Genomic DNA, 14,378 nt, shown 5'->3' with positions numbered 1-14,378 from the left:
GATCTCCCCCCTTGAGGGGGAGATGTCCGGCAGGCCAGAGGGGGGTGCTGTCCCGCCGGCGTTGATCTCTTCCGCTTCGCAGATCGCCCCTCACTCCTCCTCCCAAAAGGACCCCACCCATGACATCCCCCCATGCCGAGCAACTCGGCAGGGCGCGGACGGCTGCGGAATTCGCTGCCGTCATCGCCTTGCTCGACATTGACCTCAACGACGTGCTCGCCCGCAGAGCCGAGCTGGCGCAAGCCGAGGACCGCGCGGTGTTCGGCGATGGCGACCTTGCCGCCGCGCGTGCCGCGCTCGACGACTGCAACGCGGCAATCGCGCTCTTGGAAAAGACCATCGACGCCGTCGGCCAGCGCCGCGCGGAGGTCGCGCAGAGCGAAGCCCGCGCCGACATCGCAGCGCTTGGCGACGAGATCAAGGCGAAGGCCACTCTGCTCGGTGAGCGCTGGCGCTGTGTCCGCCGGCTGGTCGAAGAACTGCGCCAGCAATTGTTCGAGGCCGACGCGCTCGCCCGCGCCATCGCCACCGCCAACGGCCTGTTCGACGCCGCCGGCGTCGCCGACCTGAAGGTGAACCTGACCACCACCCGCCGCACCGCCATGGCCGGGCCGCGTGCAGCGGCACCCGCCCGGCTCAGCCGGCCGGCGCTGCAGGCCGACCGGCTCTTGCTGTCCTTCCTCAGCCCCGGCGGCGCGCTCGACCCGCGCCCGGCGCTCGGCGCGCCAGTCAAACGCGTCGAAGGCAAGTCCCCCGAAGTGAGGCGTCCCGGGGGCGCCATAAGCCAATTCCTTCCCGCAACCAAACCCTTCGGCGAACGAGGCTGAACCATGTCACACTCGCTCTTCTCGGCACGGCTCTTTCGGTCGGCGGCGCGCTGGCCGAGGGCCGGCAGTCGAAGCAGATGGCCGACGCCCAAGCCAGGGCCTACGAGCAGCAGGCGCGGGCCGACGCGCAAAGCGCCACCTTCGAACAGGGGCAGGAGCGCCACAAGCAGGACCTCCTGCAGGCGCAGGCGCGCGCCCAGGCCGGCGCTTCCGGCGTCGGCATGGCCGGCTCGCCGGCCGAGGTGCTGGCGGCCAACGCCGGGCAGGGCCAGCTCGACCTCAAGGCGATCCAGTACAGCTCGCAGCTGCGCCAGAACAATTTTGGCACGCAGGCTGCCATCTCGCGCTTTTCCGGCAAACAGGCGGTGGCAGCGTCGATCTTCAACGCGGGCCGCAGCCTCGGATCAGGCCTCTCCGGCCTTTACGACCCGACCAAGGCCGTGACCTTCGGCAAAGGCGCCTTCCCGCCGCCACCGGCCGGCTTTTCCACCGGGGGTCTCTACTGATGGCGACTATTCCTCTCCAATTAGCCCAGCGCCGGCTCGAGACCGGCAATGCGGTGCAATACCCGAACGGCTCGCCGGTCGGCCGGGCGATGCAGGGTTTTGGCGACGAGCTTTCCGCCGTCGCCGAGCGCTACCGGCAGATGAAGGAGCGGCAGGACGCGTTCGACGCCGAGATCGCGCGCCGCCGCTTCAACGGCCGCATCGCGCAGGCGGAAGACGAGGTGACGGCCAATGCGCCGGCCGACGGCAGCGGCCTGCATGACGCCATGTACGGCCAGGTCGATCCGCGCACCGGCCGGGTGGTCAAATCCGGCCTCTTCGACACGCTGTTCGACGATGCCTTGCGGACCATGCCCGAGACCCAGCGCGCCGCTTTCGCCAGCCAGAAGGAGGCGACGCGCGCGCCCGGCTCGCTGCGCATGGCCGCAAGGCAGCAGGCGCGGCGCGATGAGTATGAGCTGGCGGAGTTGACCGAGGTCGACAACATCTCGACCAGCGCGATCGCAAAAAGCAATCCGAACGACATCGGAGGTTTCGAAGCGATCCGGCAGAGCGGGCTTGACCTGATCGCCAAGATCGGCAACCCGCTCGCCCGGCAAGCGGCGGAAGTGGCCTGGCGCAGCAACACGGCCAAGGCGTTGGTCCAAGCGATGATCGCGCAGGATCCGAAACGCGCTGCCGAGATGCTAGGCACGGCGCAGGCTGGAGGCCGGACCAAGGACGACAGCGCCGAGGCCGTTGGCGCAACCAACTCGACACCGCCGGATGGCCAGACAGCCGTCGTATCGCTCGACGCCATTACCTATTTGGCGCCAGGCGATGTTGCCGCGCTACTCGATCAGGCCAACACGGCGACCGCCGCGCAGTTGGTCGATGCCCGCGCCAAGGTGCAACTCGCAGAGCAAAATGCGCCGGCGGTTATCGCCAGCACGGGTCAATATCCCGAGGAGAAACCAACCGCACAGGATTTCGTCAATATCTACGGCGCAGGCGAGGGCGCGGCCCGTTTCCAAATCTTCAATCTAACGACCGGCGTCGCCGATGCATTCTTCAAAATGCGCCGTGCGCCAAACCAGGCGATCCACGCTGAGCTTCGGGATTTTGAGCCAGGCCCTGATGGCTCGCCGGAGCAGCGCGAGCAATATGAGATTAAGGCTGGCGCGGCGCAATTGGTGCTGGGCGCCAGGCGCGACGACCCTGTCGACTATGTCAGCCAGATGTTCCCGGGGCTGGCCCCGGACTGGAGCAAGGTCTCGACGCCTGAGGATTTCCAGGCTGCCGTGACTTGGGCCCTCGCTGCGCAGCAGCAATTGGGCTTCGACAGGATCCTGGCCGTTCCGCGGGCCCTTGCGGACAATCTCGGCGGGAGATTTGTCGATGACAGTGTGCCGGTGCGGCAACGGATCATTGAGCTCAGCGACATTCTTAAAGCCGTGCGCGACCCGAAAGCGCGCTTCGCGCTGGCCGGACAGGTGTTTGCGTCCAGTTTGGCTCAATTGCGCGAGAATGCAGCCAACAATCCGAAGATGACGCTCGCAGAGCAGGAAGCCCAGGAAAGAGCTCTCGAGGCCGATCTGACAGTGATGGCGTATCATCCAGCCCGTGTGCGGTTCAACGCCGGGCCATGGTGGCAAAAGCCGTTTGCCGCGTTGAATGACGATGCCAGGCTGTTTGCGAACAGCACGACATTCAGTCAGGCGGACAGGCTCTCCGCCGGCATGAACTCGCTTTTCTCCAGCAAGAGCTACGACGAGCTGCTAGCCGCGGAGCAGGCTGAAACCGAGGATGCTGCGGATCGTGCCGGCCCTGCGGCAATACCAGTGGAACTGCTTGGCGCCTTCGCCTCCGGCCTCGGCCTGCAAAAGGCAGGCATTACGTTCACCGGAAAACTCGCAGCCGAAGGTCTGGGGGGATTGCGCGGCCTATTCACACGAAGCGCCACCGCAGCGGCCGACGGCGTGGTGTTTGGCGGCGTCGACGCCGCCCTCAATAGCCGGGACATCCTAGGAGAAATGGGCGCCGGAGCGCTTTGGGGCGCTGGCGGCAATGTCCTTGCCGAAGGGCTCGGTGCGATCGGCAGGCAGGTTCTGGCACGGCTCACCGGCTCGCCACCATCTGAATTTGCGAGAGGCGGACCTGCTGAAGACGTAACCGAAACTGTAGACGTCGAAGCGTTGGGACGCTCGCAAAGTGCTGAGATCCCGCCTGTAAGAATCACTGACGAGGACGACCTAAAACTCGTCCCGACTAAGCGCATCACGACGAACAGAGCTCTTCGCAAAGAATGGGAGGAGCTACACGGTCAGGCTTGGCCCAAAGACCCTAAGACCGGTCGAAATATGGACGTTTCCCATGAGGTACCGCTGGCCGATGGCGGGGGAGATCACGTATTGAATGTGAAGCCTCGTTCCCGGGACGACCATATAAGGCATCATCAAGATGCTGGAGATTTTGCGCGCTGGGCTAAGAGGCGATGGCGCAAGAAGAACTTAATTGGTGGAGACGGAGTATGAATGCAATCGCCCCAGATCTCAGCAAGGTCAGTCGTTTGCCGCTTGCGGCGGACGATCCGGACGCGGACGATAATTTTGACGCCGCCCTTGGCGAAGCCCGTGAATATATTCAGTTTTATGACTGGGGAAAAAATATCAAGACGGAGTATTTTGGATATGGTGCCGAGGGCATAGTATACATTTTTCTCTTCGAGATTTCGCCTGGAAGGCCAGATGTACCCGCATGGATATGGGTGATCGTGGGTGATGTGCCTCCAGCTTACATGCCAGGCGACGACGTCAGAACTCCGTATGAGGCGCTGGATGGATACATTGGCGCCATGGAAGAATGGGTTGAAGCCGCTCGGAAGGGGAAGTCCGTTGCGAAGCTGATTCCTGTCAATGTTCCGGCGAATCCCGCCAACGCGGAAATGTTGGGTAAGCGTCTCAAATTCCTGGACGAAAAGGTTCTGCCGCTGCTCCAAGAGTGATGTGTGGTGGCTCGTCGGCAGGTGCGTCAGGGTCCGGCCTCGCGCAAGCGACAGAGACAGTTGTGCGAACATCGCGGGATGGCTGAGCCGACAATTGCGCAGAATTGCAGGTGATACTGCACCACTTTTCGCCGCCTTCCTCACTCCCTCTACGTTCAACCTGCACGCAGTGGCAGCCAGACGAACATGGAAGTGCACCGATTTCCGATGAGAGTGGCTATCTTTGTGCGGCTATCGTGTTGACCGCGACCGGTGTCGCTGTCGCGACGCCAATCCGTGGTTCACACTTGGCTTTTGACTTCACTGCCGGCCAGGCAATCGCGTTACGCGTCCGGCGGAGTTTCAGCACCGGCAAATACGGTGACTGTGCACGGTTTCCTTTTCGCCACCTGACTCGTTTTCCGGATTTCGCGGCTTTTCCGGTTTGCCCGGCAATCCGATCCAGGCACGCTTCGCCGCCCACCGGCCGGCCGACAGCCCTGCGCAGGGCGCAGTGTCACCGTAGTTCCTCCGTCCGGTTCAAGGGCTCATGATCTGGGGCCGCTGTGGCAAGTCAATCACGGCGTTCCATCAAAGTTTAACGATCGGGAAAGGGCCGTGGAAAGCACGTGCGGTAACAGTTGATTCAACCATCGCTGGTATATTAGGGAGTGTGAGTAGCGGCTCCGACAGTGCGGGGGGCGCTGTGTGCCGGAGCCGCCGGCGCAGTCCGGTTGGGGTTGACCGCGCCGTCCTATTCTGGGACAGCGCGGTCAACGATTCGTTAAAATTTTCCGGAACTAATAAAGCGCATGCTAATTGCATCGGCGCCCGACAATTTTCTTTTCGGCGGCTGCCTCGCCTTCCCGGTTAACCTGCACACAATGACGGGCCGAACGCACTTGGCAAGAATTGCGCTGTCACCGTAATTCCGGGCCAGGCCATTTCAAAGCAGGGCCAGGCCGCATTTAAACCGCCACACAATCCGCAACGTTCACAGCCTCGCTTTCGCGGGGCTTTTTTCATGGAGAAAGCCCTATGGCCCGACCTGCAACTGCCGCCGTTCGCCTGTTGACCGGCGAGCGCGAACCCGTGCGCCTGGCAACCACGGGCAACATTGTCTTGTCGGGTCTGAAGACCATCGACGGCGTGCTGACCGAGGTCGGCGACCGGGTGCTGGTGACGAACCAATCGGACCAATCAACCAATGGCATCTACACGGCCAGCGAAGGCGTATGGTACCGCGCAGCTGACGCACGCACGTCGCGGACTATGCAGAAGGGGACCACTGTCTACGTGCAACTGGGGTCGGGGAACGGCGCGAAAACGTACCAGTTTAACACTCTCGACCCAGTCATCGGCACTACCAGCCTCAGCATTACGGGGGATGCCGATCCGGTGCTGAAATCTGACATCGTCGATGAAGATGACATGCACTCAAACAGCGATCAAAAAGTGCCCACACAGCAAAGCGTCAAAGCCTATGTGGACAATAACATTTTGCTTGCCTACGGCGGCGCAAAGGCCGCGCTGGCGGCAAAGGCCGTTGACATGTGGAACGGCGTGTCCACACAGATCGAGTGCTTTGGGGACAGCACTATGCTCGGTGTTGACGCCGGTCTTGGAGGTATTACTCCACAGCCCGCCCCGGACAAGCTGCAATCCGTGCTGCGGGATTACTATTTTAGCTCTGCCGTTACGGTCACCAATCGTGCGGTCAGCGGTTCCCGTTCACAGCAGATGCTTGAGGGCACCGATGGTTCCGGCTCAACATTCGAAGCCAAGATGGCCGTCAGCACTGCGGAGATCGTCATCTGTAATCACTGCATCAATGACTGCCAGAACGTACCTCCGACCACGCCGGATCAGTATCGGAAAAACCTGCTGGCATTTGTCAATACTTGCATCAAGTACGGCAAAATTCCGATCCTGCAGACGCCCAATCCGATGTTTGCTATTGCCGCCTTGGGGACGCCCGACAAGGCAAACCGACTGAAGAACTACGTTCAGATCATGCGGGACGTGGCACTGGCTACCGATGCGCCTCTCATCGAGGTTTACGACATGATCAACTCATGGGTGCGCACTGGCCGCTACCGCGTGTCGGACCTTGTGCCGGATGGATGCCACCCCACGGTAATCACCTATCGGGCTATTGGGTTACAGATGGCGACCCCCTTCTTGCATCCTCATGCTGGTCTTGCTGGTCCTGAACAGTTTATATCGACCATCGAGGGAGCCGTTACCATCGATCCAGCGAATGCGCCCCTCCCTGCGCCGGCCACACGGACAGGCTTCCAGTTAATCTCGGACGCCATAGACCACGCCAAGAGCCTCAAGGTTGTGGTGCGCGTCGACGCGCCGGGGTTAGACATCTGCATCGCCTATCCCATCTGGGCTGGCGGCAAGAACGGTGTTGACGTCGCTTGGGATCAAGTGTCGGTCGGTGGTATCAACCAACTGTCGACAGCCGCTTTTGGCGGTGACTTTGTGCATGATCACGAAGTGTGCATCGCGCGGGACGTTCCCGTTGGGCTCCATCTGCTCACCATGGCATCCGGTGGCGGGACAGCCTCCCTCGGCCTTAGCTACGTTAGATCGAGAAGGACGAGAACCAAGAAGGCTTTCGTCGGAGGTGCGCAAAGCCGTGACCTTTGGAGGGATCGCGCCTTGCAGACGATTACGCACTATGGGGCCGGTCCAGACAGCGCCTTCATTGAAGATGATCTCCTGATCTCGCCGCATTTTGCAGCGGGTGGGCTCGACATCACCTTCAACTCAAACATGGCGAAGGACACTCAATTCATCCTGTACGGCGTCACGACAGTAGCCTCTGGTGGTGCTGGCCCCCTTACAGCCCGTATGGGAGTCGGCGTCGGACTGGATGCCTCCGGCTTCGTCAACGTCTACCAGTTGACAGGCGCCGCCACATACGCAACGACCGCTCTTAACGCCGTGGATTTTAGCGGTGTGGCCCGCCAATGGCGGCTTATCCTTGCGGCCGGTACGTCTAACCTTCAAGTCTTCGTCAGCGGTGCCAACCTTGGCACCGTGGCGCTCACCGGGCCATACCTTGGCGGCTTCATGGGGGCGCGCGCGAACGGCGCAGGCAAAACCATCATCGTCACCGACCTTCGCGACATCGAGCATTAGCGCCCGGCGTTGATCTTGCGTCGAAATTCTAATCCATGTACGGCAGGGACATCACGGTTTGGCGGTGGGGTCGATCTGGGAAAAACAATGACGCCGGGCAAGTCGGACCGCTTCCCCTACCTCAGCGCGCTGCGTGGTATAGCCGCCCTGTGGGTCGTGATGGCCCACGTCGCGTTGATGCCCAATCCGCGCTTTGTGCTTTCATGGTGGCCGGAAACATTAGTCCGAAGCGGCGTCATGGGCGTCAATCTGTTCTTCCTTGTGAGCGCCTTTTCCCTCTGTCTCACAATGCCGAAGCACGACAACGAACAGAGGCCATATCTCGGCTTCATGCTGCGGAGGTTTTTTCGGATAGCTCCGCTGTTCTATGCCGTCGTAATCTTTTCGTATTGGTGGAACCCGGCCGGCCTTCCCTACAATCTCAAAACGATCCTGGCGAACCTGACGTTTATTTTCAACTTCATCCCAGGCCGTGGCTACCAGACCTCAATCATCTTTGCGGGTTGGACGATTGGTGTTGAGATGGCGTTCTACCTGGTGTTCCCCTTCATTTACGCGAAGACCAAAAGTGTCACCTTGGCGATCCGAGCGCTTGTCATTGCGCTCGTCGTGGCCACGGTCTTTCGCTCGGTCATCGGGGATCTAGTGGCAGACCCGGGCATCTACATTCGTCAGTCGATATTTGACCTGGCGCCGATGTTCATGTTCGGAATCATCGCGTTTCATGTGGTTCAGATTGCCGGCGAATGGACCCATAGACGGGCGATCGGCGCCGTCCTGCTGGCGTCCGTGCCGCTTCAGTTCTATGTGATTGTCACGGGTAGGGTGCCATTTGGCCCGGCTATCTATTGGCAAGGGCCGATGTTTTTTTGCCTGCTGGTTGGGCTCTACCTGTTCCCCATCAAGCCGCTGGTCAACGCGGCAACGAGATGGCTAGGCGATATCAGCTATTCGGTCTACCTGGTGCATGGTCCGATTATTGCTGCTCTTTTTCCGTTGTTCGGATGGCTTCGGCACTCAGGGCTCAGCGAACTTCAGGCCTATGCGCTTGCGCTCGCAATATCGTTACTGTGTATCGTCCCGGTCGCAACTCTGACTTTCTACGCATGGGAGAACTGGACCAATGAATGGGGCAAACGCTTTGCCTCGCGGCGCGCCGGCAAAAAGCGTGTCGAGATTGATGGGGTCAAAGTCGAGAGGCCGGCAGTGCCTGTCGCCGCCTAATTCGCGCCTTCCGCAGGGCATTGAGAACCGCATCGGCATCATTGTGATCGCTGCCGTTCGGCTGTCGAACCTAACCCTAGGGTGAGTTCTTGCCGGCCGCCTGCTTTGTATCGAGAAACGGGAAGATGGCTACGCCGTTCTTGGCCGCTATAAGTTGCACGCCGGCTTTCGTCCAATGCATGCTATCCCAAAAAACCGGCGCGGATTTGTCGGTAAATATTTCGCACTGGCTATGCGGGCATACGGCAACCAACGGATCGATATAATTTACGTGCGATAGCGTCTTGAGGAAAGTGTCGATCTTTCTCGCCACGGGGCTGATTTCTCGGAATGCGTACTCATCGATGCCTGCAAAGGTGCCGTGCTTATTAAGCAACTGAAGGCTGCTGCCTGTGAAATTTTTGCTGCCGACAACGTAGATTGGAGCGCTTGTTTGGGATCGCATTTCGTCAACCGAAGTCTGGACGTATGGAAATGCGAAATCTTGCCAATACAGCGCGATCATCACCAGATCGGCATGCTCTAGCGACGCCGGTGTGGACCGGATGAGTGAGTACGCTTCGTTGCAGGGTTTCATAACTGCTGCAGCAAACGGGTTTATTGATTTCCAATACCTGTCAGACAGGTCGACAGGGAGGGTCGGTACGCCACACCGCCAATCGAGTTGGCGATAGATAATTTCGAATTGTTTTGCCGCACCAGTCTCAACGAGCAGGTTAATGATATCCGCTCCCTGAGAGTCTCCAATGATCAGAAGATGCCTTTTGGTGGTTTTGAAATCGTGGGGTGTCAGCAACGGAGTGGAGTTCGAAAACGTGTATGTGTGTTCCTTTTTCAGGTCCAAAACATAAGCATTACGGAATGCAGCGGGCATCCGCCAGACCCACCCATCTGTCGCCCAGCTCTGTGTGGCGGCTGCCATGAAGCCGGCAGTGAGGCAGGCGAAAATCAACGTCTTCCCCAACTTCAACGGGCGCGGCTTGCGATAGCGCACTTCGATGAAATGGTAACTGGCGGCGCCAAGGGCCAAGATTGCAACAAGCGAGGCGAGGATCTGCCACACTTCCAAGGCGCCAAATCTATACACCATGAAGACAACCAGCGGCCAGTGAACCAGATAGACCGAATAGCTGATCTTGCCGAGGTAGATAGCCGGTCTGAACTGAGCCTTTCTTGCCAGCCAGCCTTGACCGCCGAGCAGCATCAATGCCGCGCCCAGGACGGGCGCGAGAGCGGCAACGCCAGGATAAGCCGTCCGTCCTGAATAGCCGAAGATGGCAAACAGGATCGCGGCCAGCCCCACGACATAGAGCAGGTCAGCATACACTTTCGACAACCGTCTCTCGGCAAGAAACACCAGCCCGCCTGCAGCGAACTCCCAGACCCGGAATGGGACGAGGAAAAAGGCTGCCGTCGGATCGTACCCCATCATCCACAGGCAACCCGCCAGTGATGCAGCGAAGGCTGCAGCGATAAAAGAGAAGGCCACCCAATAGCTTTTTCGAACGGCCATGGCGATGAGGAAGGGCCAGAACGCGTAGAACTGCAATTCAACGGCGAGCGTCCATATGTGAAGCAGCGGCTTCAGAATTGCGCCGGAATCGAAGTAGCCTGACTGCATCCAGAAATCGACGTTGGCCAGTCCAAGCAGAGAGAATATCGCTGACCTCGACAGGTCCTGGAATTGCTCCGGTATGAACAGAAAAGCGGCGACGACGAAGGTGACGACGATCGTTGCAAACAGGGCTGGCAACAGCCGGCGAGCGCGCCGAGCGTAGAAATTTTTGAGTGAAAACCGACCTTGCGCGCTCTCAGTCCAGATGATGCGCGATATCAGATATCCGCTGATTACGAAGAAAACATCGACGCCAACAAACCCGCCGCTAACCGTCGTCCAGCCGAGATGAAACAGCACGACCGCAGCAACCGCAATCGCCCGCAAGACGTCGATATCTGAACGATGATCCGACCTGCTGCCAATACCCGTGGTCGACTTGGCTTCTACCATTTGATCCATAGAAATCGTCTCTACGCGAAGGCTATATTCCAGGCAATCCATTGCGCCTTCCGGGTGCTGATAATCCCCAATCCCCAACGCAATGTGACCTGCCATCGCATCGGGCGGCGGTGCGATGCCGGACTTGCCCGGCAACCGCCGTTAGAGGATGGAGACTTCGGGGCTATGCACTACCGGAACGTCCGGGGCCTGCGCGCCGTCGCGTCATTGATGGTCCTGGTCAGTCATGTGCTTCGTGCCGATGCGGGGGCACTGGACAACGGCTTGCATCTACAATTTCGGGCCTGGCGGCGTCGACATCTTCTTCGTTATTTCGGGCTTCATCATCTACACCGTTGGAGAAAGGGCCGGCAGCCAGTCCATGGACAGGGGCCGGTTTGCCGTGTCGAGCGGTGGCTGCTTGACAGGGTCAGCAATGCCTTGATTGGAAAGCGCGTCGGGGTTTCGACAATCCAGCCGGCCGAGTGACTGGGACCCCTCACCGAGCGTTTCGGATTCAGAGGGGTATTTCCCCAACCCGACCTGTTCCATCCAGTGTGATGTTCGCCAACGTTCGCCGCTATGTGAGCGCCGGCGCCCCCAAGGCTTCCTCCGGTGCCGGCTGGCCGGATCTAACACCGCCGTTGGCAACCGGTTGCTGAGGCGCCGGTGGCTTGGGCGCCAGGCGCGATATGCGTCTGCGCAGCGGCGTCTCGACGTAGCGGAATGAATAGTGGCTGGCGATCGTCACGGCGATCAACGTCAGCCCGAACCAGATGGGTTTGGGCAAAAGCGAAATTGGCGTCCACATCTTGAGCGCGACATAGATGGGCAGATGGAGCAGATAGACGGAATAGGAGACGTCGCCATACCACTTCAGCACGCCGCGCCCCAACAGGCGCTGGGCCAGCGGGGAGGCTGTCGAAAGCAGGATGAGAGAAGGCAGATAGACAAGGTACAGCGTGTTGCCGAACAGGGATCTTGGCAATTCCAGGACATCGATCATGCCTGACCACGACAAGACGTAGAGGACCAGAAGCGCAACGACCGGGGCATCGTACGACTTGTCCGGCTCAAGCTCGAGCCGCCCGGCGACGACGCCGACGAGAAACAGAGGGGCGGCCTGTACGAGAACAGGCGTGCTCATGACGACCCCCTGGAGCATCGCCGCTGCCACGAGCAACAGGAAGTTGGCAGCATTGCCCATACGCTGGCACATCCACCAGATCAGGGGGAAAACCAGATAGAACTGGATCTCTCTCGGGATCGTCCAGAACACGGATTGGCCGGCCCAGAAAACGTAGTGGTGCCACCATCCATCCCATTTCAACCCGTAAAAAGGCTGGTCGCGACCTGTCAGCAAAAGCCAGGCATAGGCTGCCGTCACGCAGATCAAAAACAGTGGAAGGACGCGCGCCGCGCGCTTGACCCAGAAGTCGATCACCGCCGAGCCTGAAAACGGGGCAGTCGAATACTTCCTGCCCATCAAAAACCCGGACAGCACGAAAAACAGTTGAACGCCGACGATGCCGCACCAGGCAAAGGTGATGGGATGCCACGGTGCGTCGGCCGCGAAATGCTGAAGGAAGACTGACAGCGCGGCGATGCCTCGCAGCCCGTCGAGCGCGAATATTCGCGCATTGTTGTTCTGCAATTCAAATCCCTCGTCCTGGGCCGACTATAGCCAAATTCCGAAACTCAGCAACCTGCCCGGAGAGGGCGGAAAGGAACTGCCATGGACCGCAACTTCGCGCGGGCGCTTGCGCTCGTCTTGAAATCGGAAGGTGGGTGGTCGGACAATCCGGCCGACCCCGGGGGCGCCACGATGAAGGGCGTGACGCTCGCCAACTTCCGCCGTTATGTGAAGGCGAATGCCACCAAGGCTGACCTGCGCATGATCGGCGACGCGCAGCTCGCCACCATCTTCCGCCGCTACTACTGGGATGCGGTCCTCGGCGCCGAATTGCCCGACGGGGTCGACCATGCCGTGTTCGATTTCGCCGTGAACAGCGGGCCGGGCAGGGCGGCGAAAACCCTGCAGGCGGCCCTGGGCGTCGCCCAGGATGGCCGGATCGGGCCGGCCACCCTTGCCGCGGCCAGGGCAAAGCCGGCAGGCGTCACCATCGACGCGCTTTGCGATGCGCGGCTGGCGTTTCTCGAACGGCTGCCGACATGGGCAACATTCGGGCGCGGCTGGTCCGATCGCGTCACGTCGGTGCGGGCTCAGGCCTTGCTGATGTCGGCGGCACCTGTGACCGCGCCGGCGCCTGTGCCGGCCGCGTCGTCGCCCGGCGTCGAAAAGCCCGCGGGCGGGGCGCCGGCGGCCCAGCCCGTGCCGCCGGCCGTCAAGACTGCTGCCGCGGCCGGCATCCTCGTCCTCATCGCCGGAGCGCTCGCGGCCCTCCGGGAGCACGTCACCGATCTTTTCGGGAGCCTCTTTTGATGAAATTCCTCAACACCAACGCACTGCACAATCTGCTCAACACGCTGATCGCGATCATCTGCGGTGGCGCCCTGGTCGGCTTCGACTGGACGATGTTCGGCGTCACCGATCGCACCGCGCTTCAGATCAGCGGCGCCATTGCCCTTGCCAAGATCATCATCAACGCGGTGCGTGACGGTCCGCGCGGCATGGTCGCGCCGCCGCGGCCGGTCGAGGAGAAATGAGATGGGAGCGCTGCTTGGCCAGTTGTGGCCGTATCTGCTTGCAATGGGTGCCGCGCTCGCCGGTCTCTGGTCGGCCTACGCCAAGGGCAAGGCCAGCCAGAAGGCCAGGCAGGATGCCGCCGACGCCGCGGCGCGCAGCCAAGCCCAGAAGATCGATGACGCCGTCGCCGGCCGGACGCCGGACGACAACAGGGGGAGGCTGGCCAAATGGTCAAGATCATAGAGCGGTTCGTCGTTTCACGGAAACGCAGAACCGCTCCATCTTTTTGTTTTGACGCAATTGCCCAGGGAAAGCGCTACGCGCTTTTCCCGGGAAAACCGTTTCACACTTTTCCTGGAATTGCTCTGGCGCTCCCGCTCCTGCTGGCCGGTTGCGCAAGCGCGGGCGGGTCGTTCTGCGCGGTCGAGCATCCCATCCGGCCGGCAAAGGCAGAGGTGGCGACCCTTTCCGGCGCGTCGGTGGCGGCGATCCTGGCGCACAATGAAAAGGGCCAGGCGCTTTGTGGATGGAGGCCGTGATGCACGATCTTTTCGACCTGCTCGGCATCAAGGGACCGGTCGTCGCCGCCGGCCTTGCCGGCGGCGTCCTGCGGGCGCTGTCGCGGCATCGCTACAAGCTGCGCGAAATGGTGGCCTCACCGATCTGCGGCGCGCTTGCCGCGGCCTATTTGACGCTGCCGGTGGTGTCCTATGTCAGGATCGCGGGCCTGCCGATGCCCGACCCCTCTGACGACACCACCACGCTTGCAGCGGCTTTCCTGATCGGCGTCAGCGCCATGTGGATCTCGGACATCCTGTTCGAGTTCGTCGTGCGCAGGTTCAAGCCTGCGCCGGACGAGTGAACTCGCAACCGCAACCATCCGCTCCGCCGGTCGTTGACCTTGGCGTCGACCTTGGTGGGTCGATCCCTGGCAGCACCCCAGAACCTGCCCGCTGCCTATGGCAATGGGCTGGCGTTTGTCGGTTTTGCCCCAATACTCGCGCCAAAGGAATTGTCGTAATCGTACCGTTTACTCGCCAAGTAAATTTTGAGATTCGCCTCA

General features: G+C 60.7%; 13 protein-coding genes. 11 read left to right on the top strand and 2 right to left on the bottom strand.

The window, feature by feature from the left end:
• Positions 1–119: 119 nt before the first annotated feature.
• The 6 genes from HNQ71_RS23885 to HNQ71_RS23860 all read left to right on the top strand — a co-directional run bounded on the left by HNQ71_RS23885 (position 120) and on the right by HNQ71_RS23860 (position 8,672).
• Positions 120–827, top strand: coding sequence for a hypothetical protein (locus HNQ71_RS23885; RefSeq protein WP_184875096.1), 708 nt, complete (start codon positions 120–122; stop codon positions 825–827).
• A gap of 77 nt (positions 828–904) precedes the next feature.
• Entirely contained in the window at positions 905–1,333 is a 429-nt protein-coding gene (locus HNQ71_RS23880; protein WP_246461944.1) for a hypothetical protein, read from the top strand.
• An 89-nt stretch (positions 1,334–1,422) separates the two neighbouring features.
• Positions 1,423–3,846, top strand: a complete 2,424-nt coding sequence (locus tag HNQ71_RS35005) for a hypothetical protein (protein ID WP_246461942.1) — start codon at positions 1,423–1,425, stop codon at positions 3,844–3,846.
• The gene (locus tag HNQ71_RS23870; protein ID WP_184875094.1) at positions 3,843–4,316 is read left to right on the top strand and encodes a hypothetical protein; all 474 of its coding nucleotides are present in this window, start codon (positions 3,843–3,845) and stop codon (positions 4,314–4,316) included. Before HNQ71_RS35005 ends, HNQ71_RS23870 begins: the two co-directional genes overlap by 4 nt.
• A 1,017-nt stretch (positions 4,317–5,333) precedes the next feature.
• Complete coding sequence (locus tag HNQ71_RS23865; protein ID WP_184875092.1) at positions 5,334–7,448, top strand: SGNH/GDSL hydrolase family protein; 2,115 nt, start codon at positions 5,334–5,336, stop codon at positions 7,446–7,448.
• 87 nt (positions 7,449–7,535) lie between these two features.
• Positions 7,536–8,672, top strand: a complete 1,137-nt coding sequence (locus tag HNQ71_RS23860) for an acyltransferase family protein (RefSeq protein ID WP_184875090.1) — start codon at positions 7,536–7,538, stop codon at positions 8,670–8,672.
• A 76-nt stretch (positions 8,673–8,748) separates the two neighbouring features.
• Here HNQ71_RS23860 and HNQ71_RS23855 read toward each other — a convergent pair whose 3' ends face one another.
• Together HNQ71_RS23855 and HNQ71_RS23850 are read right to left on the bottom strand one after the other, a co-directional pair.
• Positions 8,749–10,824: an acyltransferase family protein gene (locus tag HNQ71_RS23855; protein ID WP_184875088.1), complete on the bottom strand. Its 2,076-nt coding sequence runs from the start codon at positions 10,822–10,824 to the stop codon at positions 8,749–8,751.
• Between the two features lie 424 nt (positions 10,825–11,248).
• On the bottom strand, positions 11,249–12,322 hold the full coding sequence (locus tag HNQ71_RS23850) for an acyltransferase family protein (RefSeq protein ID WP_184875086.1): 1,074 nt from the start codon (positions 12,320–12,322) through the stop codon (positions 11,249–11,251).
• Between the two features lie 81 nt (positions 12,323–12,403).
• Here HNQ71_RS23850 and HNQ71_RS23845 point away from each other — a divergent pair, with 81 nt between their 5' ends.
• From HNQ71_RS23845 to HNQ71_RS23825, 5 genes are read left to right on the top strand one after another with little or no spacing between them, the layout of a single operon-like run.
• Positions 12,404–13,111, top strand: a complete 708-nt coding sequence (locus tag HNQ71_RS23845) for a glycoside hydrolase family 108 protein (protein WP_184875084.1) — start codon at positions 12,404–12,406, stop codon at positions 13,109–13,111.
• The gene (locus tag HNQ71_RS23840) at positions 13,111–13,335 is read left to right on the top strand and encodes a hypothetical protein (protein WP_184875082.1); all 225 of its coding nucleotides are present in this window, start codon (positions 13,111–13,113) and stop codon (positions 13,333–13,335) included. Before HNQ71_RS23845 ends, HNQ71_RS23840 begins: the two co-directional genes overlap by 1 nt.
• A gap of 1 nt (position 13,336) precedes the next feature.
• Entirely contained in the window at positions 13,337–13,558 is a 222-nt protein-coding gene (locus HNQ71_RS23835; RefSeq protein ID WP_184875080.1) for a hypothetical protein, read from the top strand.
• Positions 13,543–13,854 carry a hypothetical protein gene (locus HNQ71_RS34640; protein WP_210334043.1) on the top strand — a complete coding sequence of 104 codons (312 nt, stop codon included), beginning with the start codon at positions 13,543–13,545 and terminating at the stop codon, positions 13,852–13,854. The genes HNQ71_RS23835 and HNQ71_RS34640 overlap by 16 nt, the downstream gene beginning before the upstream one ends.
• The gene (locus HNQ71_RS23825) at positions 13,854–14,177 is read left to right on the top strand and encodes a hypothetical protein (RefSeq protein WP_184875078.1); all 324 of its coding nucleotides are present in this window, start codon (positions 13,854–13,856) and stop codon (positions 14,175–14,177) included. The genes HNQ71_RS34640 and HNQ71_RS23825 overlap by 1 nt, the downstream gene beginning before the upstream one ends.
• Positions 14,178–14,378 lie beyond the last annotated feature (201 nt).

This window comes from Mesorhizobium sangaii (genome assembly GCF_014207355.1).
Taxonomy (GTDB): Bacteria; Pseudomonadota; Alphaproteobacteria; order Rhizobiales; family Rhizobiaceae; genus Mesorhizobium; species Mesorhizobium sangaii.
This window is presented reverse-complemented; position numbering and strand designations above follow the sequence as displayed.

What these genes read in the sequence shown, in the direction of transcription:
- HNQ71_RS23885 (WP_184875096.1), top strand. Translation starts at nt 120, where the DNA reads ATGACATCCCCCCATGCCGAGCAACTCGGCAGGGCGCGGACGGCTGCG.
- HNQ71_RS23880 (WP_246461944.1), top strand. Translation starts at nt 905, where the DNA reads ATGGCCGACGCCCAAGCCAGGGCCTACGAGCAGCAGGCGCGGGCCGAC.
- HNQ71_RS35005 (WP_246461942.1), top strand. Translation starts at nt 1,423, where the DNA reads ATGCAGGGTTTTGGCGACGAGCTTTCCGCCGTCGCCGAGCGCTACCGG.
- HNQ71_RS23870 (WP_184875094.1), top strand. Translation starts at nt 3,843, where the DNA reads ATGAATGCAATCGCCCCAGATCTCAGCAAGGTCAGTCGTTTGCCGCTT.
- HNQ71_RS23865 (WP_184875092.1), top strand. Translation starts at nt 5,334, where the DNA reads ATGGCCCGACCTGCAACTGCCGCCGTTCGCCTGTTGACCGGCGAGCGC.
- HNQ71_RS23860 (WP_184875090.1), top strand. Translation starts at nt 7,536, where the DNA reads ATGACGCCGGGCAAGTCGGACCGCTTCCCCTACCTCAGCGCGCTGCGT.
- HNQ71_RS23845 (WP_184875084.1), top strand. Translation starts at nt 12,404, where the DNA reads ATGGACCGCAACTTCGCGCGGGCGCTTGCGCTCGTCTTGAAATCGGAA.
- HNQ71_RS23840 (WP_184875082.1), top strand. Translation starts at nt 13,111, where the DNA reads ATGAAATTCCTCAACACCAACGCACTGCACAATCTGCTCAACACGCTG.
- HNQ71_RS23835 (WP_184875080.1), top strand. Translation starts at nt 13,337, where the DNA reads ATGGGAGCGCTGCTTGGCCAGTTGTGGCCGTATCTGCTTGCAATGGGT.
- HNQ71_RS34640 (WP_210334043.1), top strand. Translation starts at nt 13,543, where the DNA reads ATGGTCAAGATCATAGAGCGGTTCGTCGTTTCACGGAAACGCAGAACC.
- HNQ71_RS23825 (WP_184875078.1), top strand. Translation starts at nt 13,854, where the DNA reads ATGCACGATCTTTTCGACCTGCTCGGCATCAAGGGACCGGTCGTCGCC.